The sequence below is a fragment of the Streptomyces kryoterrae genome (genome assembly GCF_054072135.1).
The window spans coordinates 4,349,979-4,369,822 of the sequence record NZ_CM133358.1; the positions used below are offsets into that span (position 1 = coordinate 4,349,979).

Consider the following 19,844-nt stretch of genomic DNA (forward strand, 5'->3'; position numbering starts at 1 on the left):
CAACGCGTGATCGAAGCCATGGACGCGGTGGAAGCGATGACCGATCCAGAGCAGCGCGCGAAGGCGATCGGCGAGGTGATGGCCGATCAAGCGCAACGCGGCAAGCGATGGCGGGAGATGCGCCGCCAGGTCGTGCTGGAGATGCGCGCGCAAGATCCGCCTGTCGCGTATCGGAGGATCGCGCAGGCCTTGGGCGTGGGGCTGGCGACGGTGCAGGACATCGAGCGCGGCTACACCGGCTCGGGCAAGGACCGACCCCGCGCGACGCAAGCCGAGGAGTGAGTGGCGTGGATGAGCTGGTGCGGTGGCTCGGCGAGCAGCTAGCCCTCGATGAAGCCCACGCCCGGAAGGACCTTTGGGCGGCTGAGAAAGCGACTGCGGGCCGGTGGCGTGCTCGCTACGGTGTGAACCTCGACCACTCCTGGATCGAGACCGAGAGCACGCCCGTCGTGCGGCTCGACGGAGCCCGGCATGAGGCCGATGCTCTCTTGGTTGCACGGTTCCAGCCCGAGACTGTCAGGAAGCGGGCTGAAGCGAAGCTTGCCGACATCGAAGCCAAGCGCCGGATCCTCACCGAAGTCGTCTACTGGAACGAGCGTGCGAGCCGGGAGGCGGTCGATCCGCCGAAGTTCCCTCAGCCTGGCCTCGACCTCGGGCTGCTCCTCGACGCAATGAATCCAGTGCCGCGCCTACTCGCGCTGCCGTACGCGGACCGGCCCGGATACCGCGAGGAGTGGCGGCCGTAGCTGAACGCAGAAGTGCCCCGCCGCCCCAGTCGTGATGGGGCGGCGGGGCTCTTCGTGTCCCGGGTTCACTCTATGCGGCGTTGTGGGCGAGGACGTCGGGGTGGATGGCTGCGGCGAAGGCCAGCTCGTCCCGGGTGAAGAGTCCCCCGCACTCCTCGCGGGTGCACTCGATGTACAGCTGGTGGTCGGTCTCGACGAGGGTGAGGCTTTCGCAGCGGGGGCATGGCGTCTGCACGGGGCGTCGGCGGGGGCGGAGGTAGGTGGCGTTGCGGATGGTGCGCATCAGGGCGTGGAGTTCGTCGCGCATGTCTCCTGCCCAGGGGCGGCGTGATGCCCAGTCGAGGGGGCGGGGTGCGGCGAGCCATGCGGCGAGGGCCTGCGGGGTGAGGACGGTGGGTGGGTTCCAGCGGCGTTCCTCGGTGATGAGTCTGACCCAGGGGATGAGGACGCCGGCGATGGGTAGCGGTCCGTGCTGGTCTTCGTGGGCGTCGCCGTAGGGGTCGCAGATTCCGTCGGCCCACGCGAAGACGGCGAGGAGGTTGAGGACGTCGTCGCGGCCGGGCAGGGGTGCGTTGGGGTGGGTGGTGCGTCCGCCGCCGCCCGGGCCGGTGGTCTCGCGCTGCAGGGAGCCCTCGAGGACGGTGATCTGCCGGGGGATCTCGCCCAGCCAGACCGCGATGACGTCGACACATGGGTCGCAGATGCTCTGGCCCAGGCTGAGTTCGTGGTCGCGGAGGGTGCGGTGGCAGGTGGCGGCCGTGCACGGGGTGCCGGCCGGGGCGGAGGGCTCAGCGGTGTGGGTCTCGGTCACTGGGTTCCCCTTCGTGCTGTTCTGGTGGTGCGTCGTACTCGTCGGGCCACTGGATGTAGCCGCCGCCGTAGCCGCGGAGCAGGTCCTCGACCGTGGCGGCGCAGGTGGTGAGGCCGTACTCGTAGTCCTCAAGGGCGACGGCCAGGCCGCCCGGCTCGATCCAGCCGTCGAACAGCCGGTGCCGCAGGTGCAGACGGAACTGCGTGCCGGGCGGCGGGCCGCTCATCGGGACGGGGCGGGGACGGGTGGGCGTACGGGCTGCCGGATGGTGAGGCCGCCATAGCCGTCACCGATCCCGGCCTGCTCGAGGACGTCCTGTACCGCGTCGAACTGGCGGCGGACCAGGAATCGGGGCCGGTGGAACTCGTCAGCGAGGCGGGTCACTGTCGTCTGCCGGCGGGCGTGGACGTGGGCGTCGACCCGGGCGAACAGGTCCCGAAGGCCGTCGGTCTGGTGGAACGTCGCCTCGAGGGTGAGGGCGCTCTTGCCGTGCTGGCGGGGCCAGACGACGACCCGTTCGCGCGGCTCGAACCCGAAGTCGATCCCGACGACACCGCCGATCTCACTCCAGCTGTGGGTCTCGTCCCGGATAAGCAAGACGTTCTGGCGTGGCGGAGTCGGCGGGTTTTCCCGCAGGCAGCGCGCGAACTCGGCGAGGGCCGCGCCCGCTGTCTCTACGGCGGGTTGTCTCGCGTTGAGGTAGGCCCGGGCGATGCCCTCCTGTACGAGTTGGTGTCGCAGGGCAGCGAGGCGTTCGGCTGTGGCTGGCGCCGGGGGCGGGGTGTCCACGGTCATTGCTCCTTGGGTGTGCTGGCGGCGGCACGCAGCGCCTTACGGATGCGGGCGAGGAGTCCGGGGCTGCGGGGTGGACGGATGCGTGGGGTGGTGTGGCAGCAGGGGCCACCGCAGTGCTCGCCCTCCGAGCCGTCCGCGTCCCAGCCGACGGCCGTCATGACTGCTCCTGGGTGGACTCGGCGAGGGCGGCGCGCCGCCCCGCCTCGTACTCAGCCCATGTGGTCGCGAACCGGTACCGCTCATGAGCGGGGGTCTCGGTCCGGCCGCGCGCTTCGGCGTAGAGCCGGGCGGCGTGCTGCCCGATGTGCGCGTACTTCTCCTCGGTGGTGTGGCCGTCCCACTGCGCCCGGCGGTCGTCGGCGGTGACGTACTCGACGTGCTTGTACAGCTCGGTGTCGCGGGGTGCGATGTGCCATGACGCCTGCGTGCCGCCGATCTGGAGATACAGGATCTGCCAGCCGTCCTCGTCGACGTCGGGTGCGGGTGCGATGACCGAGGGGTGGAGTGCGGAGAGAAGCGCGAGGAGTTGGGCGCGTTCGCGGTACGCACCGTCCCTCTCAGCCTCGGCTCGCTTCAGTTCCTCGCGCAGCTCGGTGACGGTCTGCCACCACGGCCGCTCGACTGTCGGCGCGACCACGCTGGACCACCGCTCGAACTGCTCCGGCGTGATGTCCGCGGATCCGTCGTAGTACGACACGGGGCCGTCGTGCGTGTCCCGCATCGGGCCGAACGTGGCGAGGACCTCGGTGAGTACGGCGGCGTGTTGGTCTCGGTCGCGCTGCGCCTCAGCCCGGCTGGTCTCCGCGCGCGCGAGGGCCTGTCCCTGCTCGGCTGAGAGCTGCCGGTAGTACGAGGCCTTGTCGGTGTCGGTGTCGAGCCAGGGTGTGGGGTCGTCTGATTCGAATCGGGCGCAGGGCCGCTCGCCGCACGGGCCTGCGTAGGAGGCGGGGCAGGTGCGGGTTTCCATGGTGCGGCAGGTGGCCAGTGGCGCGCCCTCAGCCGGGGCCTCGCGTGCCGCGTACGGGTCGAGCGGGTACACGGCCGCGCGGTCGGTCCAACTGCGCCCGAGGTTGTCGGTGTGGTCGGTATCAGCGGCGTGCCCGGCGGTGCGAATGCACTCGCCCAGCGGGTAGTCGGGCAGGGCGTACCGGGCGCTGCACGTCGTCGCGGGCGGGGCTTGGGTGGGCAGGAGGCATCCGATGGGCGGGTCGGGTGTCCACACGTCGGTGGGGTCCGATGCTGTCGTGGCCCCCTGCTCGTGCTCCCACCGTGCGTTCCAGTACGGGCGGGTCTGGTCGACCTCCGGGCAGCTGAACCCCGGGTGCTGCCTGTGGTGTCCGCTGTCGCACATGCCGGTGCGCCAGCCGCAGCCGTCGTGTGCCTCGTGGTCGTCGGTGTGGCCGGCGGGGCGGATGCAGGCGTGGGCGTCGCCCCACGGGCCGGGCTCGTTGCACGCGGAGATCGTCTGTGTCTCGGTGGGGTAGACGGCCACGGTGTCCGACCAGTTGAAGCCCTGCTCGTCTGTGTGTGGGCGTCCGGTGCCGATGTGGTGAGCGACTCGGATGCAGTTGCGGATCACCTCGGCGTGCTTCATGTACTGCGCGCTGCACGTGGCGGGGGGAGCTGTGGTGGCGGCGTTGAGGGGTGTCAGTACGCCGTCGCGGATGACGGCGGTGGGTGTCGTGAGGGCGTTGGCGATGCGTCGGACCTGCAGGGTCAGTTCCTCGGCCGCGCTGATGACGGCCTTCGTGCCGGGGCTGATGCCCGAGGGCAGCGGGGTCTTACTCACGTGGGCTCCTGGGGGTTGATCGCGCGGGCCACGGTGAGCGCGCGGACGAGGTGTGTCGGGTGCGTGGGGGTGTCGCAGACGTTGGCGTACTCGGCGGCGGTCTCCAGCAGTTCGGCGAGCGGCTCGGTGAGGTCGAGGCTTCCGAGCGCGGCCGGGCGGCGGAGGGGGTTGCGGAGGAGGAACGCGGCGTGCCGGAGTTCCTCGGCGGGGCTCACGTGGTCTGGTCCTTTCCGATGTCGGCTTCGTTGGCGGGGGTGCCAAGGCCGGAACGCACGTCGCTCTCGGTGACCCGGGCGGCGAGCCGTTCGTATGCGGTCCATCCCGCTGTCGTGTCGTCGGCGTGCAGGACGTGGATGGCGGGGCCGGGCATCGTGCACCGGTGGTCGTGCGCCAGGCCCTTCGTACGGGGGTTGAGGAGGCAGCACGGATCCAGAGCGGGCACCGTCTCGCCTTCGGCCCGGCGTCGGGCGAGGTCGTGCTCGGCCAGGCGCCGCTGGTGCAGGACGGCCTCGCGGCGGGTGTCCCAGGCGAGGAGGACCGCGCTGCCCAGGGCGGACAGGGCGGGCCACGGCTGGCCGTTGACGGCCAGGAAGATGGCGAGGCCGATGAGGGCCAGGCCGGCGGTGGCGGTGCCGATCGCGTACCGCAGGTGGGTGGTCACGGTCGCGCCTCCGGGTCAATGAGGTCGATGAACTCCTTGGCGAGGCAGCAGGTACAGCCGCCGCACACGCAGTCGAGGTCGTAGCCGTGACTGCGGAGGTGGTCGCGCTGCTGTTCGGCGAGCCGGTGGGCGAGGACGTCCTTGACTGCGGTCTGGTGTGCGTCGACCAGCTCGGCCACCCGCTCGTGCGCGCGCGTCCCACGGACGCCCTTGTAGAGCTGGGTCGACAACTCGCTGCGGGCGCGCGCGAGTTCGGCCATGCCGGGGTCGGTGGTCACGGGGTCACCTGGATCTCGTCGAGGGGCACGCCTTGGGCGGTCTGCCTGTACAGCTCCTGCAGACGGCCCCTGGCTCGGTTGTCGCGACGGTTGAGGAGGCGTCGCTGCGTCATGGGGAGGGTGTTCCAGCAGCCGAGGCAGAGGTACTTGCCGGGGCCCTTCATGCCGGATGGGCAGCCGGGGCAGCGAGTGTTCGTCACGGCGGGGCTCCTTACGTGAGGGGAAGCGGGGCGCTGAGGTGCGGGCGTCGGCGTGGCGCTGTGCCGAGGAGTCCGTCGACGAGGGCGGGGATGCATGCGCCGGTGAGGCAGTGGGTGTCGCTTTCGGAGACGAGGTGGACGTGTCGGCCCTGGGCGGTGAGGAGGGCGGCGGCCTCGTCGGCAGTGCGGGGTGCGGCGTGGCCGGCGGTCGCGGTCCGGACGGTGAGGTTGAGGGTGAGGCCGCTATAGGCGGGCATTCGGGATCTCCTGGTGGTCGAGGGGGAGTTGGCCGTCGGCGACGGGGGTGGGTTGGTTGAGGACGCGGCGTACGCGGGCCGCGCTCGGGGCGGCGGTGGCCTTGAGGAGGCGGCGCATCACGGCGCGTTGGGCGGGCGGGAGTTTCCGCCAGCAGCGCGAGCCGATCCGCCGGGCGCGGGACGCCGCGGAGCGGATGGGCTGGTGACACAGCTCGCACTCGACGGTCATCACGCGGCTCCGAACAGGTCGAGCTGCTCGACGACCGCGGGGACCGGCTGCGTCTGGTGGTGCTCGTCGTGGTCCGGTTCGTCGTCGGCTTCTTCGGCGAGCCAGGCCTGCCCGGCCGGGGTGTTCTTCCAGTCGGTGAGCATGGTGCGGCCGAGGTCGGTGAGGACCATGCCGCCGTCGCCGTCGACGAGGAGGCCGGCCCAGTGGCAGGCGACCGCGTTGTTCGACACGCGGTGGAACGGGTACCAGGCCGGGTTGTAGGTCAGGCGTCCGGCCTCGGCCGCCAGGAGGGAGGGCAGGTGGTACCAGGTGAGCCGGTCGGGCGGCTGCTCGAACGTGAAGCCGGGCATGTCAGTTCTCCTCGCCGGGACAGCCGTGCGGGTAGCACCAGGCCTCGCCATGTCCCTCATGGGCCCGGGCAAGGTCCGCCACCCAGCCGGGTGGATCCGGAAGCAGCAAGGCCTCGTCCTCAAACGCGACGGCCACCCGTAGCGCGCCGTTGACCGTCGCGAACCGGATGCCGTGCACTCGTCGGCCGTCGATCTGCGGCACCAGGCCGGGGTCGAGCGTCACGTTGTGCTCCGGCACGACACCCAGCCGGTTGCGCAGCCGTTTCGCGATCTCGCTCAGCGTCTCTGGGGTACGCGACTGGGTGGGCTGCCAGCCGGTGACGTGCAGCCAATGCGCGATCCCGTCGGCGGACTCCTCGCCGGGGCGGCCGAAGGCTTCCATGTCGGTGCGGGCCTGGACGGTGAAGCCGGCGTCGTGCAGAGAGCCGAGCCATCGGTACAGCTGCTGACCGCGGATCCGCGGCATCGTCAGCAGGTCACCGGTGCACCGCCACACGACAATCGCTGTGTCGTCGCGGTAGTCGCGGGCGATCTGCCAGTCCCCGGCTTCGGACCCGTCCGGGTAGGCGCCCTCCATGTGGGCGAGGACCCGTTCGGGGATGCCACCCGCGAGGGCCGGAGTCGCGGCTGGCTCGGCTGCCAGGAGGACGGGGCCGGTCACTGTCCGGTCTCCGGTGCGGGTGTGCCGGGGCGCAGCTCATGGTGGTCGGGCTCGTCGCTGTCGCAGATAGCGCGGCCGTCGGCGAGGACGGTCCAGCCGTGGTCTCGGAGGACCTGCTGGGCCTGGGCGACAGTGTCGAAGTGGACGGTGTGCGACTCGTCCTCGTCGAACTCGTACTCGCAGGCGGCGCACGTCACAGCGATCGCCACGACCGAGCGGAACCCGGCAGGCAGGACACCGTCTCGGTCGGCAGCCGCGAGCGGTGCGGTGGCGGGCTCGTAGGTGTCGGTGAAGATGTCGCCGCGTACGGGGTGGAACTCGCCGCGTACCCCTTGCACGATCCAGTCGCCGGGGCAGGCCTGCATGTTCCCTTCGAGGGTGTGGATGTACAGGACCGGGCGGTTGTCGGCGGCGGCCTCGGTGGCGGTGCCTCCCTGCTCGCGGATCCAGGCGAGTACGTCGTGCATGGTGTCCGTCGTGAACTGGCGCGCGTCGACTTCGACCGGGCGTTTGCGGTAGCGGCCCATGGGATGACTCCTGGTGGGTGTGGTGGACTGGCCGGGTCGGCCGCCCCTGCTAAGGACAGGGGCGGCCGTACGCGTGCTCACGACGGCGGGGCGCTGAGGGTGGTCGCGGTGCGCCAGGCGACGAGGACCTGCTTGGGGAGTTGGCCGACGCGCGGGCAGTCGATGCCGTTCGCGTTGGCCCAGGCGCGCACTGTGCGGGTGTCGTAGTCGCGGACGGGGGCTGGCTTCCGCTTCGTCTTCTTCTTGGCTGGCGCGAGTTCGGCTTCGCGTGCCTGGAGTTCGGCGAGTCGCTTCTCCAGCTGCTCGCGTTCGGTGGTGAGGTCGTTCAGTTCCTGGTCGGCAACGTGGCGTTGGCGGAGGCCGGCCAGTGCGAGGCGGGCGCGCTCGGCCTGGTCGCGGACGTCCGGGTCGGGGTGTTCGTCGCCCCACTTGAGGAGCCGGCCGAGGGGGAGCTTCTCGGCGATGTCGGCGGCGGTCTTCAGCGGTACGTCGGCGGCCGGCGGCGCTGGGGTCGGGGAGGGTGCGGTGGTCATGGGCTGCTGGGTCCTTTCGGTGGGTGGGTCGTCGTCCTGGGCGGTGTCGAGGAGTTCTCGGAGGGCGGCGATGGCGGCGGCCTTCGGGGTGGGGAGGGCGGGGAGGCGGTGGCGTTGCCTGCCGGAGAGTCCGCCCCACATGCCGAACCGCAGGTTGGCCGGTTCGGTCTGCAGTGCTTCGTAGAGGCACTCGGCGCGGACCGGGCAGCGGGCGCAGATGGGCTGGGCGGTGCTGTAGGGGCCCTTGCTGATGAACCAGGAGTCGGTGTCGTCGCCGAGGCATGCGGCCTGTGCACGCCAGTCCGCTGGGTCGGCGGCGCGGGCGCCGGCTGGCCCCCTCACGGCTGGCGCTCCTTGCGGGCGGCGGCGCGGTACAGGGCTTGTGTGACGGCGAATCCGGCGATGCCTTCGGTGAGGGTGGCCAGGTGTTCGGCCTGCTCGGCCGGGGTCCAGGGCCGGATGTGGTCGGGCAGTCCGTGGGTGCTGGTCCAGGCGGCGCCGTTGGCGTGGTCCTCGTCCGGCACCGTCTGCTGGTTGGGCGGGGTGGTGGTCATCGGCCGTACTTCCAGGGGCCCGGGCGCACGGGAGCACCGCGCCGGTCGGACCGGCGAGCCGGTACCGGAACGCGCGGCGCCGGGTTGCCGCAGGTGGGGGCGTGCGGGTAGTGGAGGGCCTCGGATCCCTCGAGGGTGGGGCGGTCCTTGGTGAGTTGGCGTACGTGCCAGCGGCCGGCGGAGTCCTGGCGTACGGCCTGGTTGCCGTAGTCGACGCGCTGGGCGTTGATCGCCTGGGTGTTGCCGTTGGCGTTGAGGCAGTAGATGACGTCGGCGTGGCAGCGGGTGCATTGGCCTGACCCGTTACGGGGGGCGGGCTTCTGATTCGGGTAGGGCGGCATTGCACGGGGTCCTTCCGGGTCAGGTGCCGGTGTCGGGCAGGTCGAGGGCGTTGAGGTGCGGGGCGACCAGGCGCAGGCCGTAGACGTGGACTGCGGCGGCAGGGCCGTGGCGGGCGATAGCCGTACGGATGTCCGCCGGGGTGGCGGCGGTCCGTTCCGCTTCGGTGGCCCGGGCAGGCCATGGCACGGCCGGCTGCAGCGGCACGTCCCCGGCCGGGGAGGGCGACGGGTCGGCGCCGGGCTGCGCGAGCAGCTGCTCGCCCGCCGTACTGGCGGCGAGGCCGTGCTGCTCCTGGCCCTCGGCGGCGCCGCCGGTCTGGGTCTCGCGTTGCCTGCGCTGCTCAACCAACCGGAGTTCGCTGGCGGCGAGGTCGGCCTCGCGCTGGGCCCGGGCGGCGGTGGTTTGCCGGTTGGCGGCGCACAGTTCGCAGTCCGCGCCGGTGGGCCAGATGACGCCGGTCTCGCAGTCGGGTCGGCCACAGCCGTGGCGGACCAGTGCTGCGCCGAGGATCCAGCGGCCGATGTCGCGGACGGTGGTGGTCGTGGCGTAGCGGCGCTCGAGGCGGTCCGTCAGCCGCTGCTCGTCGGTGCCGTCGTTGAGATGGGCGCCGATGGCGCGGGCGATCTTCCGCAGGACGAACGTGCTGATGCCGGGGAGTTCGTGGTGGAGGGGGGTGAGGACGCGCCAGACGCGGGGGGAGAGCTGGAGTCCGGGTCCGGTGTACGGGGCGCGGTCGGCGACGCTGCTGGGTGGGGTGTGGCTATCCGTGCGTAGCACGCGATCGTCCGGGGCGAAGGTGTCCGGAACGGAGGTACCCGAAGCACCGCGCGGTGTACTTACGTGAGTTCGCCTACGGCGGATGCCCCCAGCTTTTTCTGTTTCACCAGGTCGGTCAGTACTCAGGTCTTCCTCAGTCGCGAGGGATCCGTCATGATCGCCCGGACCCGATCCGTCATGAATGACCGGTGACTCGGTGTCCCACAGCGCCAGTTGCTCATCGCCCGCAGGCTCGGTCGCCGCGGTGGTGATCGTGGCGGGAACGCTGTGGAGGGGGTGGCGGTGGGTCTCGTACGCGTGGCGGCCCTGCTCGCCCTCACGGCGGTGCACGGTCAGCCAGCCCGTCGCCTCCAGCTCGTCGACCAGGCGCCGTGCCTGCCGCTCGGACAGGTGCCGTCCGGCCTTGTCCCCGGTGTGGTGGTAGAGCTGCTCGGCGAGCTCGGCGGCGGTGACGGGGATACGGCGGGCGGTGGCGTAGGCGAGGAGCGCGTACAGGCGCAGCAGGCGGGGGCTCAGGGCTTCGGCGGCGCGGATGGGGATACGGACCCACAGCTCGCCGGTGGTGAGGATGCGGGTGACGCGGTGTGCGGACTCGCCGGTGCCGCCGGGCAGGGTGCGCCGTACGGTCGGGATCTCGGTGATGCCGTCGACGAGGTCGGGCCCGATGAGCGGGCGAAGACCCCTCTCCACCGAGGACTTGGACATGCCGAGGTATCCGGCGATCACCGCGACCTTGGCGGTGCAGCCTTCCGGGCGGAGGGCCAGTGCTGCGATCTTGACGTAGGTGCTCAGGGCCGCATCCGGGTACTGAGCACCTACGACCAGGCGCAGGGGGACTTTGATGGTGTGTCCGCCGGCGCGCGGGCGCGCACCCTCGGCCGCGCACGGCGGCTGGAGGTGCGGTGCAGCCACGGGGGCTGCGTGCGCGACGGCGGACATCGGGTTCCTTCGGGTGTGGTGGTGGCGGGGTCAGCGGGTGGTGCAGGCGGCGGGGCGGCAGGTGTCCGGCTGGTGGCTGCCGGCGGTCAGCAGTAAGGCGGCGGCGGTGAGGCCTGCGCCGAGCGCGACCAGGGCGCGTCTGAGCGGGCGGCCCTGGTGGTGACGAGCGGTCACGGGGGTTCCCTTCACAGGGGCGGATTGTTGGGGGTGGGTCCCGCCCGGCTCGGGGGTTGGCCGGGCGGGACCCTGGGGGTGGCGGCCTCGGGCGTGGGGGACGCCCCGGGGTGAGGCCGCCGGGATGGTGGCTTCGGGTCAACCGGCGGGCAAGGGCTCGCTCTTGGGGGCGCGGAGCTGCTCGAGGACGAGCGCCGGGACGGTGAGCTTGAGAGCGGTTTCGCCGGCGCGCGGGCCGTCGGTGATGGTGCGGGCCCGGCACCATCCGCGCTGCCGGAGGATCTCCACCTGGCCGCGGACCTGATCGGCGTGCAGGCCGGTGGCTTCGGCCAGCTCGTCGTCGGTGGGCTGGTATCGCGCGCCGATGAGGCCGGTGTTGAAATGCGCGTAAGACAGCAGGGTGAGGGCGACGAGCCGCGTGTTGGGAAGCAGGCGGCTGATGCGGATGGCCTGGCTGTAGAGCGTGCGCAGGTGTTCGTCGCGGCGCAGCCTGCCGGGTTCGATCGAGTCCCCGACGGCCGGTGTCCTCGGCTCCTGGGCGGCGGGCTGCGGTGCCGGTTGCGGCGACTGCGGTTCGGCGGTCGGGGGCCGGGCGGATCCGGCGGGCCGCGCTGCCAGCGGGGTGCGGGGTGCGCGGGCCATGTCGGCGGGTGAGAAGCAGCGGGGACGGGCGGTGTTGCTCACGGCATGGGCTCCTGTTCGTGGTCGGCGCCGGTGGGGGCAGCAGCCTCGGGGGTGTCGGGTGGGGGCTGTCGGTGGATGGGCCAGCCGGGCCCGGCCGGGGATTCCGGCCGGCCCTTCTCCGCTGCCGGTGTGTGGCGGTTGCACCGCCAGCCGCAGACGTAGAAGCGCGTGTACGTCAGGCCGTGGGGCAGCGCGACGGCCTCGCACGCGGGCGGCCGTTTCCGGCGGATCACTCCTCGGCGTCCCACGCGGCGGCAGCGGACTCCAGCTCGTCGGCCTGCTCCCAGGAGTCGCCGATGATCCCGCCGTCCCAGCCACGCCACTGACCGAGGTTGTGGAACGACCCGGCCTGGATCTCCTGGCTGATGACTTTGCGGGCGGCCTCGACGACCGCGGCCGGGCTCGCGTAGCCCTCCACAGGCAGGTCGGTCGGGTACTCGTTGGAGCCGTCGGCCTTCAGCTCGGCGAATGACCACTGGGGGCCGCGCTCCGGCTCGCCCTGCTCGGTCTCGCGGCCGGTGTGCCACTCCCAGATCAGCAGCAGCCCGTGCGGCCACTCCTGTTGGAGGCCGGTGGTGAGCATGTCCAGCTCGATCACGGCGTTGAGGTAGCAGTACGTGCCACGGGTCTCGCAGTCGTCGGTCCGGCCGTCCTTGACCTCAAGGCCGGCCTTGTCGAGGGCCTCGCAGACGGCGGTGATGTACGGGTCGTGCGGGAGAGCGGGCGCGGGCGTGGTCATGGGTGTTCCGTTCGATCCAATGGGTGGGGAGAGGACGGGGACGGCGTCGGGCCACACCTGGCCGGGCCCGGCGGGGGCGGGCTGGGTGTCGGCGGTTCCCTGGATCAGGCCGTTCAGGGGGCGGGCGATGCCGCGGACGTAGCGGGCCTCGAGGAGAGTGCCGTCCTCGACTCGCGTGGCACGGGTCTCGAAGGAGCCGGCGGGCCCGTACACGTGGAACCCGCGCTGCGCGTTGCGGATGTGGCTGGCGGTCGACGCGGCGACGTAGGCGGCCGGGTAGGTGGCGACGGCCCCCCACTCGTACGGGCGGGCGGTCAGCTCCTTGGCGATCTGGGGGTGGTTGGCGGTGCGCCGCTGCGGGGTGGTGCCCATGTCATGACGCTCCGTTCGGTCCGGTGGGAGGGGCGAGACCGGAGATGGCGTCGGCCCACATCAGGTCCGTAGCGGTGGCCGAGCGCCGGCGGGGCTTGGAGGTGCCGCCGATGTAGCGGGCCTCGAGGAGGGTGCCGTCCTCGACGGGCGTGGTGCGGGTCTCGAAGTAGCCGGCGGGCCCGTACACGGAGAAGTTGCCGCGGGCGTCCTCGATGTCGCGGCCGACGTCGGCGGCCCCGTAGGTGGTGGGGTAGACGCGGACGGGTCCCCACTCGTACGGCTGGGCGGCCAGGGCGAGGGCAGTCTTCGCGTGGTCGGCGGCGGGTCGCTTCCGGTTGAGCGCCATGTCAGACCACCTCCGTGTTGGTGTGGTGCTCCCAGGCAGGGACGAAGGTGTCGAGGGAGGCGTCGGGGGTGGTCATGCCGAGGTGGCTGCCGCACTGGCAGGAGGCATGCATTTCGCAGTCGCCGTACTCGATGACCAGGGCGTGCCCGCCATCGAGGGTTTCCCGGAAGTCGGGATCCGGGGCGGGGTCGTTGGGGTCGTCGTGGCGGGGTTCGTGGTCGGCGCGCGAGAGGAGGCCGCGGGCGGCGGTCGCGGTATGGCCGTAGGCCTGGAGGGCGCGGAGGATTTCCGCTCGAGCAGTGGACGCCGTCCCGGCCGCGATGGTGCCGGCGGCCGGGATGTCCTCCTCCTCGTTGTCCGTCTCGGCCTGGTCCTCGTATCCGGCGACCGTCCACCGGCCGGTGTCGCGGTCCCAGATCACCGACCATGCGCGGCGGTCGGTGAGGGTCCCGTCGAGGTCGATGCCCACCGGCATCCCCGCGTCGTGCGCGGCGTTCAGCGCAGCAGCGATATCCACCCACCGCGACAGCTCGGTACGCGAGACGACGGCCTCGGCGCTCTCCTCGGTGATGTCGGTACGCGACGGCATCAGCCCTCACCGCCTGCGGTGTCCTTGTCCCGGTAGCGTGAGCACGGCCCGTCGTGGCCGATGCGCCGGTGACAGGTGAGCGGGTACTCGGGCCGGTGGCTGAGGCTGGCGCCGCAGTACAGGTACTCGCCGGAGGAGAGCGCCGTCGAAGTGGCCTGTTCCGCCTCGTACTTGGCAATCTTCTCGGGGTCGGGGCGCCAGTCGCCGTCGCGGTGCGAGGCGAACCGGCCGAGGTGGTGCCAGTAGTAGTCCCGCGCCTGGTGGTGGTACATCTCGGGCCCGGTCGACGCGAGCCAGCGGCGGACGATCTCCTGCCCGATCTTCCTCACCGTCTCGCCGGCCTGCTCGTCTCCGTGCGGGGCGGGGTTGGCCTGGGCGACGTGCCAGAGCATCGCGAGGCGGGCGTCCGGGACGTGGGACAGCGCGGCCAGGTCGAAGTCGATGGCGATGGTCACCTTCGTGTCCGGCTTGATCATGCGGACTCACCGCCCGTGGGGGCGGCCTGCTCGAGCGGGATGATGTCGATGCCCGCGAAGACGCTGACCGCGACGGGGTGGCCGTGGTTGTCCGGGGTCTCGTCCTCCACCCACATCCACTCGGCGTCGGGCGCCGGGGCGTAGCCGAGTTCGGCCAGGGCCTGGGTGCGTTCGGCGATGGTGGGGATCTGGTGGCGACGGGAGACGGGCCAGGTGTGAGCGGGCCACTGTTCCGTCGTGTTGTAGACGACGAGGTACAGCTCCCAGTACGCGCGGTTGGTGTTCTGGCGCAGGCGGTTGGTGTCGATCTCGCAGCACACGCGGCGTAGGCCGGCCCGTACGGTGACGGGCTTCGTGGTGTCCGTCATCAGACGTGCACCACCAAGGGGCGCTGGGGGCGGGTGTCGGCGGTGGTGATCCAGGCGGCAGCTTCGTCGAGGTTGTGGAGGCCGGCGGAGCGGTGGCGGAAGCGGAGGCTGCTGACGTAGTGGGCGCCGTCGGGGTCAGGCTTGGCACCGGCGACCCAGCGGGGTGCTCCTTCGGAGTCGCGGTACTTGGCGATCAGCCCGTAGACCGCACCGGGGGTGATGGGGTTGGGGGTGCGGGTGACGAGGTAGTCGTGGGGGTTGCCGCCGGGGATGTCGGGCTGGCCGGGCCACAGCCACATCTCGCCGTGTCGGGTGGGCTGTTGGCCCCAGCCGGTGTCGGCGGTGGTGACGGCGGTCTGGCCGTGTCCCTCGCCCCGTACGAGGTGGACGGTGTCGCAGTCCCTGCAGAGGAGACGGATCTGCACGCGGTCGAAGGTGTTCGCGTGGGTGCAGCCGTTGTGGGTGCAGGTGTGTGTGTCGGTGGCGGTGGGTGGTGTGCGGATGCCGTCGTCGTGGCGGAGTTCGACGGTGTCCCAGACGGGGTTGGGGCAGGTGAGGGTGTGGGTGAGCGGCTGCCACCCGAAGTACTGGACTTCGATCAGAGGGTCCATCGTGATCCCTTGCGGTGACGTGCTCGGGGGGCTGTCGCGGGGGTGAGCCGGACGGTCTCGGTGAGCACGGTGATGTCAGGCGTGTAGGCGGGGCACGGCGGGATCGCCCGCGGGGCGGGGGCCGGGGTGCCGGGGGTGTGGTCCGGGCTGTGGCGTTGGTCGCGGTAGGCGGCCAGGGCCAGGTCGGCGGACGCGTTGGCGTGGGATTCACCGGCGACCGCAGCCACGGCGACGAGGGCCAGCGCGCAGATACCGATGAGGCCGGCGCCGAGCCACTCGGCCGTCGTGGTGGTCGTGTTCACCACGGGTGTCCAGCTGCGACGGGCTCGGCGAGGACTCCGGCGAGGCGTGCGGCGGGCCGGTCGGTGAGGAGTTCGGGAACGCCGTCGCCGCAGAGAAGGACGCAGACACCGTCCTTCTCACCGACCGCGTACGCGGCTTCGCCCTGGACGGTGACCGCGTGGGAGGGGATGCCGAGTTTGTGCAGCCACCAGGCCCAGGCGTGCAGGGACGGGGGCCGTACGGTCAGTCCCATGTGGGTGCCGGTGGGGATGTCGGTCGCGGTCACGTCCGGCTGGCGGCGCAGCTGGTCGGCGAGGGCGGCGGCCGGGGAATCGCAGTCGACGTCCAGGCCGATGTGGTTGACGCAGCCCGCGTACTCGCTCGTCGCCACACCGACCGCATCGTCGAAGCACGGGCCGGAGCCGACGCTGATGACGGGGACGGTGATCGTGACGAGCAGGGGCGCCTGTTCCTCCGCGCCGGCCAGGGCCTCGGCGAGCAGGGCTTTGACGGGGGCGGTCATCTCGACGGCCAGGCGCTCGATGTGCTGCTCGGTGAGCGGGAGGTCGAGGAGGTCGACGGCGGTGCGGAGCTGGGTGTGCAGCCGGTGCTGCAGGTCGCGGCTCACAGGACATCCGCCCCGGGTGCGGCCTGCGGGGAGACGGCGGCGACGTGCGCCAGGATGCTGGATCCGAGCGGCACGGCCGTGGGCGACGGCACCACGGTGACGGTGTCGGCCGCCGCCTGGTCCTCGTCGACGGGCGGGGCCGGCGGTACGGCGTGGGTGCTCGAACCGGACGGGTCCGGGGCCGGCGCGGCGGGCTGCGGGGCGGGCGGCAGGATCATCGAGCGGGCCTGGTCCGCCTCGTCCCTGGACAGCAGGGTGTAGGCCCAGACTGCGACGTCGTCGACGTGGGTGCGGGTCTCTGCCCAGATGCCGGTGCCGGTCTCGCTGGGCACCAGGTCCCAGGCAGCGTCGGCCCAGGCGGCGAGGGCGCTGACGCCGGACACGTCGTGGCTCCAGAAGACGTGGACGCTGTACTCGCCGGTGAGTTCGCGGTGCAGCTCTATGGCGCGGGGCCACGTGCTGAGGTGGCCGATGATCCGGCTGGCCAGGGCGTGTGCCTGCTGAACCGTCGCACCCGGTGGCACGGGGGTTCTGGTCTCGGAGGGTGCGGTGGGGGTGGCGGGCTGGGTAGCCTGTTCCACGGTGAACCTCATTTCACGTGGTGAGGTGTCGTCTTGAGCGGGGTCGTACGGACCGAGCAGGGTTCGTATGGCCCCGTTTTCCATGCCGCTGAGCGTCAGGCGGCGGGCCTGGCGAACGGCGTGACGGCGGTCCGCTCGTTCTCCTTGCGCAGGTCCTCGGCGGTGAAGGTGATCCGCCCGCCGTCGTTGTGGTGGTGCACCTCGCGCCGGTAGCACTTCTGCTTGAGGACTCGGGCGCTGCGGTACGGGAGGAGGCACCTCGCGATGACCTCTTCCGGCGTCCACCGGCGGAATTCGGCCTCGTTCTCGGCGTGGTCCGGGGTGTTGGGGACGGGCCTTGTGGGGGGTGTGATCGTGGCCTTCCCGGTCACGGCTTCTCCTTGAGTTCGAGCAGGTCTTCAGGGACGTGGAGTGCTGTTGCGACCTCGCGGACCTTCTGTTCGCCGGTCTCGTGGATCTCTCCGCGTTCGAGACGCGAGAGGTAGCCCCGGTTCAGGCCGGTCTCCTCTTCGAGCTCACGGAGGCTCATATTCCGAGCTTCACGGATGGCACGCATTGCTGGTCCGTTAGGTCTCACGCTTGGAATCTAAGCGCACTCTGGCTACCCGTGCAAGCATCTTGCGCTCGCTAAGTGCTCGCATTGCAAGCGAATGGAGGGTTACTCATGGTGCGACAGAGGCGGATGATGCAACCAAGACGGGCAATGCGCCAGATAAAACGCAGGTCAAAGCGCCGAATCTGAGCTATGAGCGTGCAACCCGATGAGGCATCATTGGGTTGCATGAACCAGGAGTTCGTACGGCTGGGCGAAGAGCTGAAAGCCGCACGAGAGCAGCGGCGCCCGAAGCTGAGTCAGCAGGCGGCTGCCGACGCTCTAGGCGTGGGACGCAGCACGGTCCAGAAGATGGAGCGCGGCGACGGAGGCCAGGTCACCGTCACCACGGTGCGCAGCTATGCGCGGCTCCTCGGCTGGACCGATGAGTCCGTCGACCAAGTGCTCGCCGGAGGCGAGCCTGTGCTCGCTTCCGAAGCACAGGGGGGCGGTGGCCCAGCCCCGGCGCTTGGCTTGTCCCCCGCGGTTGAATACGAACTGAGATCGGGCGAGACGGTCGACTCGCAGGTCTTCAACCTGGGCCCGGATGAGGATGATGGCCACATCATCGTCGTCGTCCAGGGCAAGAAGGGCATGTCGCCGGAGCAGTTGGAACGGATCGCGGCCCGTTCCAGGGGGGTGCGCCGACGCCTGCAGGGCATCGGCAATGACACCGACGAGGTTGCAGAGCCCTAGGGGATTCCCGCAGGGCACTCGCGTATCAGCCGTCAGTATGGTTGCATGCACAGACCGTCACCGAGAGGGGGGCACCACTCGGCGGAACGGGGAAAGCCATGCTGACGATCGAGGTGGAGCGCTGTGGGGGCGCGTACTTCGACCCGTACATCACGGATCACGACACCGGGTGCGTCGTCACCTTCCACAACGACGACATCACTGAAGAAGGCGCCGGCTACCTCGCCCAGGCGTACACGGGGCAGGCCCTCAGGTGGGCCCGCCGCTTGCCGGGCGAGCAGCGCGGTAAGCGCATCCCCGTAGCGATGGAGCGTCGCGCGGTCCTGCCGGAAGGCGCTGTGATCGTCGTCGACGACCGGCCCGACTTCATCAGGTACACCGTCCGCGCGGATCTCATCAGCGCGCGGGGTGCTGAATCGATATCCCGTACGCAGTCCGAGCGGTCGCCGGACTGGGGGCGGCTTCCCGCTCCGTACGCCGCTCGGCTCGGCGCCATGTGACTGGCGCGACACAGAGGGGGGCCGATGGCCTGGGCGGAGAAGCGGTACAAGGTCCGCGACGGTCGGGAGACCAAGCAGTTCACGTGGCGAGCCAAGTACAAGAAGCCCGACGGAAGCATGGGGAGCGAGCCGGGGTTTCCGACGAAGGTCAAGGCCGTGGAGTGGGGGGAGGAACAAGAGCGGCTGATCAAGGACGGCACCTGGGTCGACCCGGACCTGTACCGCTCCCCCTTCGGGGCCTTCGTCCGCAAGTTCATGGCGGCTCGCCCAAAGCGCGGCCAGACCATGGACACGCGGTGGAAGCTCCTCCAGACGTACATCCTTCCGAAGTGGGAGCACGCCCCTCTGATCTCGTTCAACTGGTTCGACGTCGACTCATGGCAGATGACCTTGCCCTGCGCCGACGTCATCCGGGGGCACTGTGTGTCGCTGATGTCGACGATCCTTACTGCGGCCGTCGACGCGAAGCACCTGAAGATCAACCCGTTGTTCGGCCGCAAGCGCACCAAGCCGGTGGTGAGTACGCCAGTCGTCGTGGTGGCGCGCAGCAGCGACGAGAAGGCGTACCCGCCGGAGCAGGTGCTGCAGGTCGCCCAGCGCCTTGGACCGGCGAAGGGTCTGCACGTGATCACGACGGCGTGGACGGGGATCAACTGGGGTGAGGGGGCGGGGCTTCCCCGGGAGAACTGTCTGCTCACCCGTCGCCAGGCCTGGGACAACGGGTGGTTCGAGTGCCCTGTCCTGCGCGTCGGTCAGGAGCTGGTGGAGTACACCGAGCGCGATGAGGAGGGCAACAAGAAGGGCACGCTGATGCAGATCGAGGGGCTGAAGACCCAGTGGCGTACGCGCGACCTCGATCTGATGCCGTTCCTCGCGCGGCTGTGGCGGTACCACTTGGACGACTGGCCGTACGACTGGCCGCTGTCGACGCCGAGCGGCAAGTGGTGGCGCCGCAACAACTGGGGCAAGCAGTACCTGCGGCCCGCGGCCGATGGCCGGCCCGAGCGGAAGATACGGCAGGGGGCGTCGTACCGGCCGGAGTGGGAGCCGCTCGCGCCGGGCATGACGATGCGTGCCCTGCGGCATACGCACGACACGTGGCAGGACCAGATCGGGGTGCGGGCTGCGCTCGCCTTCGAGCAGGCCGGCCACAAGCGGCCGGGCATCAAGGGCGTGTATCAGCACCCGACTCCGGAGATGCGGCAGGAGCGGCTCGACGGCTTCGAGGAGATCTTCTGGCGCGCGATGGGGAACCTGGGGTGGAAGACGCTGTGGAACCGGGTCGACCTGGTGAAGGCTCCCGCCAAAGATGATCTCCCGAATTCCTCCCAAACGATCTCCATCGACCAGTGGCAGCGGGAGCGGCGCGGGTACCGCAGCAGGTCAGAGGCAGTCTGACCATGATCGAGTCGAGATAGAGCACGGCTCTCCTAAAGCCGGTGTCGCAGGTTCGAATCCTGCCGAGGGCACAACACAGAACGCCGCTGACCTGGAGTTTCCTCCCCAGGGAGGCACTCTATTCGGCCTCGGACTCCTAGTCCGGGGCCGTTTGCGTGAGCGGACGGAGAGTTGAGCTCCGAAATATCTCCCAACGGATCAGCATCATCCGGCACGGACTCTGGGCCTGGATCCTCCGTGTCGTCGGGCTGGGTCTCCGCTTCGGGGGCGGCGTTTTCGGAGGTAGCTCGGGCGCGCGGTACGAGCCGGGCTTCGGCGATCGCCAGATCCGCCTCGGGACGCAGGCTCGTGTACGTGTC

At 70.8% G+C, this 19,844-nt stretch carries 37 protein-coding genes; 5 read left to right on the forward strand and 32 right to left on the reverse strand.

What is annotated here, in order from left to right; all coding sequences use genetic code 11:
* Positions 1–6: 6 nt before the first annotated feature.
* Entirely contained in the window at positions 7–282 is a 276-nt protein-coding gene (locus ACW4TU_RS18545) for a hypothetical protein (RefSeq protein ID WP_457428935.1), read from the forward strand.
* 5 nt (positions 283–287) lie between these two features.
* Positions 288–746 carry a DUF6221 family protein gene (locus ACW4TU_RS18550; protein WP_457428936.1) on the forward strand — a complete coding sequence of 153 codons (459 nt, stop codon included), beginning with the start codon at positions 288–290 and terminating at the stop codon, positions 744–746.
* 70 nt (positions 747–816) lie between these two features.
* Here ACW4TU_RS18550 and ACW4TU_RS18555 read toward each other — a convergent pair whose 3' ends face one another.
* From ACW4TU_RS18555 to ACW4TU_RS18710, 32 genes are all read right to left on the reverse strand, one after another.
* Entirely contained in the window at positions 817–1,557 is a 741-nt protein-coding gene (locus tag ACW4TU_RS18555) for a hypothetical protein (RefSeq protein ID WP_457428937.1), read from the reverse strand.
* Positions 1,535–1,783, reverse strand: a complete 249-nt coding sequence (locus ACW4TU_RS18560) for a hypothetical protein (RefSeq protein ID WP_457428938.1) — start codon at positions 1,781–1,783, stop codon at positions 1,535–1,537. Before ACW4TU_RS18560 ends, ACW4TU_RS18555 begins: the two co-directional genes overlap by 23 nt.
* Positions 1,780–2,346: a hypothetical protein gene (locus tag ACW4TU_RS18565; RefSeq protein ID WP_457428939.1), complete on the reverse strand. Its 567-nt coding sequence runs from the start codon at positions 2,344–2,346 to the stop codon at positions 1,780–1,782. The genes ACW4TU_RS18560 and ACW4TU_RS18565 overlap by 4 nt, the downstream gene beginning before the upstream one ends.
* Positions 2,347–2,348: 2 nt before the next feature.
* A complete protein-coding gene (locus ACW4TU_RS18570; RefSeq protein ID WP_457428940.1) occupies positions 2,349–2,510 on the reverse strand; it encodes a hypothetical protein in 162 nt (53 codons plus the stop codon).
* Positions 2,507–4,141, reverse strand: coding sequence for a hypothetical protein (locus ACW4TU_RS18575; RefSeq protein WP_457428941.1), 1,635 nt, complete (start codon positions 4,139–4,141; stop codon positions 2,507–2,509). The genes ACW4TU_RS18570 and ACW4TU_RS18575 overlap by 4 nt, the downstream gene beginning before the upstream one ends.
* Entirely contained in the window at positions 4,138–4,356 is a 219-nt protein-coding gene (locus ACW4TU_RS18580) for a hypothetical protein (protein ID WP_457428942.1), read from the reverse strand. The genes ACW4TU_RS18575 and ACW4TU_RS18580 overlap by 4 nt, the downstream gene beginning before the upstream one ends.
* Positions 4,353–4,802 carry a hypothetical protein gene (locus tag ACW4TU_RS18585; protein WP_457428943.1) on the reverse strand — a complete coding sequence of 150 codons (450 nt, stop codon included), beginning with the start codon at positions 4,800–4,802 and terminating at the stop codon, positions 4,353–4,355. Before ACW4TU_RS18585 ends, ACW4TU_RS18580 begins: the two co-directional genes overlap by 4 nt.
* Positions 4,799–5,080: a hypothetical protein gene (locus ACW4TU_RS18590; protein WP_457428944.1), complete on the reverse strand. Its 282-nt coding sequence runs from the start codon at positions 5,078–5,080 to the stop codon at positions 4,799–4,801. Before ACW4TU_RS18590 ends, ACW4TU_RS18585 begins: the two co-directional genes overlap by 4 nt.
* The gene (locus ACW4TU_RS18595) at positions 5,077–5,280 is read right to left on the reverse strand and encodes a hypothetical protein (RefSeq protein ID WP_457428945.1); all 204 of its coding nucleotides are present in this window, start codon (positions 5,278–5,280) and stop codon (positions 5,077–5,079) included. The genes ACW4TU_RS18590 and ACW4TU_RS18595 overlap by 4 nt, the downstream gene beginning before the upstream one ends.
* An 11-nt stretch (positions 5,281–5,291) precedes the next feature.
* Positions 5,292–5,537, reverse strand: a complete 246-nt coding sequence (locus ACW4TU_RS18600; RefSeq protein ID WP_457428946.1) for a hypothetical protein — start codon at positions 5,535–5,537, stop codon at positions 5,292–5,294.
* Positions 5,524–5,766 (reverse strand): DUF6011 domain-containing protein, encoded by a 243-nt coding sequence (locus tag ACW4TU_RS18605; RefSeq protein WP_457428947.1) that lies wholly within the window; start codon positions 5,764–5,766, stop codon positions 5,524–5,526. The genes ACW4TU_RS18600 and ACW4TU_RS18605 overlap by 14 nt, the downstream gene beginning before the upstream one ends.
* Positions 5,766–6,116, reverse strand: a complete 351-nt coding sequence (locus tag ACW4TU_RS18610) for a hypothetical protein (RefSeq protein WP_457428948.1) — start codon at positions 6,114–6,116, stop codon at positions 5,766–5,768. Before ACW4TU_RS18610 ends, ACW4TU_RS18605 begins: the two co-directional genes overlap by 1 nt.
* 1 nt (position 6,117) lies before the next feature.
* Positions 6,118–6,777: a hypothetical protein gene (locus tag ACW4TU_RS18615; RefSeq protein ID WP_457428949.1), complete on the reverse strand. Its 660-nt coding sequence runs from the start codon at positions 6,775–6,777 to the stop codon at positions 6,118–6,120.
* Positions 6,774–7,304: a hypothetical protein gene (locus ACW4TU_RS18620; RefSeq protein ID WP_457428950.1), complete on the reverse strand. Its 531-nt coding sequence runs from the start codon at positions 7,302–7,304 to the stop codon at positions 6,774–6,776. Before ACW4TU_RS18620 ends, ACW4TU_RS18615 begins: the two co-directional genes overlap by 4 nt.
* Before the next feature lie 77 nt (positions 7,305–7,381).
* Entirely contained in the window at positions 7,382–8,179 is a 798-nt protein-coding gene (locus tag ACW4TU_RS18625; protein ID WP_457428951.1) for a WhiB family transcriptional regulator, read from the reverse strand.
* Entirely contained in the window at positions 8,176–8,391 is a 216-nt protein-coding gene (locus ACW4TU_RS18630) for a hypothetical protein (protein ID WP_457428952.1), read from the reverse strand. Before ACW4TU_RS18630 ends, ACW4TU_RS18625 begins: the two co-directional genes overlap by 4 nt.
* Positions 8,388–8,732 carry a hypothetical protein gene (locus tag ACW4TU_RS18635; RefSeq protein ID WP_457428953.1) on the reverse strand — a complete coding sequence of 115 codons (345 nt, stop codon included), beginning with the start codon at positions 8,730–8,732 and terminating at the stop codon, positions 8,388–8,390. The genes ACW4TU_RS18630 and ACW4TU_RS18635 overlap by 4 nt, the downstream gene beginning before the upstream one ends.
* 19 nt (positions 8,733–8,751) lie before the next feature.
* Complete coding sequence (locus ACW4TU_RS18640; protein WP_457428954.1) at positions 8,752–10,422, reverse strand: hypothetical protein; 1,671 nt, start codon at positions 10,420–10,422, stop codon at positions 8,752–8,754.
* Positions 10,423–10,479: 57 nt separating this feature from the next.
* The gene (locus ACW4TU_RS18645; RefSeq protein WP_457428955.1) at positions 10,480–10,623 is read right to left on the reverse strand and encodes a hypothetical protein; all 144 of its coding nucleotides are present in this window, start codon (positions 10,621–10,623) and stop codon (positions 10,480–10,482) included.
* A gap of 138 nt (positions 10,624–10,761) precedes the next feature.
* Positions 10,762–11,307: a hypothetical protein gene (locus ACW4TU_RS18650; RefSeq protein ID WP_457428956.1), complete on the reverse strand. Its 546-nt coding sequence runs from the start codon at positions 11,305–11,307 to the stop codon at positions 10,762–10,764.
* Positions 11,304–11,555, reverse strand: a complete 252-nt coding sequence (locus ACW4TU_RS18655; RefSeq protein WP_457428957.1) for a hypothetical protein — start codon at positions 11,553–11,555, stop codon at positions 11,304–11,306. Before ACW4TU_RS18655 ends, ACW4TU_RS18650 begins: the two co-directional genes overlap by 4 nt.
* A complete protein-coding gene (locus ACW4TU_RS18660; RefSeq protein ID WP_457428958.1) occupies positions 11,537–12,418 on the reverse strand; it encodes a hypothetical protein in 882 nt (293 codons plus the stop codon). Before ACW4TU_RS18660 ends, ACW4TU_RS18655 begins: the two co-directional genes overlap by 19 nt.
* 1 nt (position 12,419) lies before the next feature.
* Positions 12,420–12,764, reverse strand: a complete 345-nt coding sequence (locus ACW4TU_RS18665; RefSeq protein WP_457428960.1) for a hypothetical protein — start codon at positions 12,762–12,764, stop codon at positions 12,420–12,422.
* A gap of 1 nt (position 12,765) precedes the next feature.
* A complete protein-coding gene (locus ACW4TU_RS18670; RefSeq protein ID WP_457428961.1) occupies positions 12,766–13,353 on the reverse strand; it encodes a hypothetical protein in 588 nt (195 codons plus the stop codon).
* Positions 13,353–13,829 carry a hypothetical protein gene (locus tag ACW4TU_RS18675; RefSeq protein WP_457428962.1) on the reverse strand — a complete coding sequence of 159 codons (477 nt, stop codon included), beginning with the start codon at positions 13,827–13,829 and terminating at the stop codon, positions 13,353–13,355. Before ACW4TU_RS18675 ends, ACW4TU_RS18670 begins: the two co-directional genes overlap by 1 nt.
* Positions 13,826–14,197 carry a DUF6303 family protein gene (locus ACW4TU_RS18680; protein ID WP_457428964.1) on the reverse strand — a complete coding sequence of 124 codons (372 nt, stop codon included), beginning with the start codon at positions 14,195–14,197 and terminating at the stop codon, positions 13,826–13,828. Before ACW4TU_RS18680 ends, ACW4TU_RS18675 begins: the two co-directional genes overlap by 4 nt.
* Positions 14,197–14,808: a hypothetical protein gene (locus tag ACW4TU_RS18685; RefSeq protein WP_457428966.1), complete on the reverse strand. Its 612-nt coding sequence runs from the start codon at positions 14,806–14,808 to the stop codon at positions 14,197–14,199. Before ACW4TU_RS18685 ends, ACW4TU_RS18680 begins: the two co-directional genes overlap by 1 nt.
* On the reverse strand, positions 14,796–15,110 hold the full coding sequence (locus tag ACW4TU_RS18690) for a hypothetical protein (RefSeq protein WP_457428968.1): 315 nt from the start codon (positions 15,108–15,110) through the stop codon (positions 14,796–14,798). Before ACW4TU_RS18690 ends, ACW4TU_RS18685 begins: the two co-directional genes overlap by 13 nt.
* A complete protein-coding gene (locus tag ACW4TU_RS18695; RefSeq protein ID WP_457428970.1) occupies positions 15,107–15,718 on the reverse strand; it encodes a hypothetical protein in 612 nt (203 codons plus the stop codon). The genes ACW4TU_RS18690 and ACW4TU_RS18695 overlap by 4 nt, the downstream gene beginning before the upstream one ends.
* Entirely contained in the window at positions 15,715–16,299 is a 585-nt protein-coding gene (locus tag ACW4TU_RS18700) for a hypothetical protein (RefSeq protein WP_457428972.1), read from the reverse strand. Before ACW4TU_RS18700 ends, ACW4TU_RS18695 begins: the two co-directional genes overlap by 4 nt.
* Positions 16,300–16,394: 95 nt before the next feature.
* Entirely contained in the window at positions 16,395–16,670 is a 276-nt protein-coding gene (locus ACW4TU_RS18705) for a hypothetical protein (RefSeq protein ID WP_457428974.1), read from the reverse strand.
* Positions 16,667–16,828 carry a helix-turn-helix domain-containing protein gene (locus tag ACW4TU_RS18710; RefSeq protein WP_457428976.1) on the reverse strand — a complete coding sequence of 54 codons (162 nt, stop codon included), beginning with the start codon at positions 16,826–16,828 and terminating at the stop codon, positions 16,667–16,669. Before ACW4TU_RS18710 ends, ACW4TU_RS18705 begins: the two co-directional genes overlap by 4 nt.
* A 252-nt stretch (positions 16,829–17,080) precedes the next feature.
* On the opposite strand from ACW4TU_RS18710, the gene ACW4TU_RS18715 reads away from it, so the two are divergent.
* The 3 genes from ACW4TU_RS18715 to ACW4TU_RS18725 all read left to right on the forward strand — a co-directional run bounded on the left by ACW4TU_RS18715 (position 17,081) and on the right by ACW4TU_RS18725 (position 19,485).
* A complete protein-coding gene (locus ACW4TU_RS18715; protein ID WP_457428978.1) occupies positions 17,081–17,587 on the forward strand; it encodes a helix-turn-helix domain-containing protein in 507 nt (168 codons plus the stop codon).
* 98 nt (positions 17,588–17,685) lie between these two features.
* Entirely contained in the window at positions 17,686–18,087 is a 402-nt protein-coding gene (locus ACW4TU_RS18720; RefSeq protein WP_457428980.1) for a tudor domain-containing protein, read from the forward strand.
* A 24-nt stretch (positions 18,088–18,111) separates the two neighbouring features.
* The gene (locus ACW4TU_RS18725; protein ID WP_457428982.1) at positions 18,112–19,485 is read left to right on the forward strand and encodes a hypothetical protein; all 1,374 of its coding nucleotides are present in this window, start codon (positions 18,112–18,114) and stop codon (positions 19,483–19,485) included.
* Positions 19,486–19,844: the final 359 nt, after the last annotated feature.

Coding starts and splice junctions, on each gene's coding strand:
- ACW4TU_RS18680 (WP_457428964.1), bottom strand. CDS start 14,197: ATGACGGACACCACGAAGCCCGTCACCGTACGGGCCGGCCTACGCCGC.
- ACW4TU_RS18720 (WP_457428980.1), top strand. CDS start 17,686: ATGCTGACGATCGAGGTGGAGCGCTGTGGGGGCGCGTACTTCGACCCG.
- ACW4TU_RS18570 (WP_457428940.1), bottom strand. CDS start 2,510: ATGACGGCCGTCGGCTGGGACGCGGACGGCTCGGAGGGCGAGCACTGC.
- ACW4TU_RS18685 (WP_457428966.1), bottom strand. CDS start 14,808: ATGGACCCTCTGATCGAAGTCCAGTACTTCGGGTGGCAGCCGCTCACC.
- ACW4TU_RS18605 (WP_457428947.1), bottom strand. CDS start 5,766: ATGACCGTCGAGTGCGAGCTGTGTCACCAGCCCATCCGCTCCGCGGCG.
- ACW4TU_RS18630 (WP_457428952.1), bottom strand. CDS start 8,391: ATGACCACCACCCCGCCCAACCAGCAGACGGTGCCGGACGAGGACCAC.
- ACW4TU_RS18710 (WP_457428976.1), bottom strand. CDS start 16,828: ATGAGCCTCCGTGAGCTCGAAGAGGAGACCGGCCTGAACCGGGGCTAC.
- ACW4TU_RS18560 (WP_457428938.1), bottom strand. CDS start 1,783: ATGAGCGGCCCGCCGCCCGGCACGCAGTTCCGTCTGCACCTGCGGCAC.
- ACW4TU_RS18620 (WP_457428950.1), bottom strand. CDS start 7,304: ATGGGCCGCTACCGCAAACGCCCGGTCGAAGTCGACGCGCGCCAGTTC.
- ACW4TU_RS18660 (WP_457428958.1), bottom strand. CDS start 12,418: ATGGGCACCACCCCGCAGCGGCGCACCGCCAACCACCCCCAGATCGCC.
- ACW4TU_RS18725 (WP_457428982.1), top strand. CDS start 18,112: ATGGCCTGGGCGGAGAAGCGGTACAAGGTCCGCGACGGTCGGGAGACC.
- ACW4TU_RS18715 (WP_457428978.1), top strand. CDS start 17,081: ATGAACCAGGAGTTCGTACGGCTGGGCGAAGAGCTGAAAGCCGCACGA.
- ACW4TU_RS18610 (WP_457428948.1), bottom strand. CDS start 6,116: ATGCCCGGCTTCACGTTCGAGCAGCCGCCCGACCGGCTCACCTGGTAC.
- ACW4TU_RS18670 (WP_457428961.1), bottom strand. CDS start 13,353: ATGCCGTCGCGTACCGACATCACCGAGGAGAGCGCCGAGGCCGTCGTC.
- ACW4TU_RS18635 (WP_457428953.1), bottom strand. CDS start 8,732: ATGCCGCCCTACCCGAATCAGAAGCCCGCCCCCCGTAACGGGTCAGGC.
- ACW4TU_RS18600 (WP_457428946.1), bottom strand. CDS start 5,537: ATGCCCGCCTATAGCGGCCTCACCCTCAACCTCACCGTCCGGACCGCG.
- ACW4TU_RS18665 (WP_457428960.1), bottom strand. CDS start 12,764: ATGGCGCTCAACCGGAAGCGACCCGCCGCCGACCACGCGAAGACTGCC.
- ACW4TU_RS18675 (WP_457428962.1), bottom strand. CDS start 13,829: ATGATCAAGCCGGACACGAAGGTGACCATCGCCATCGACTTCGACCTG.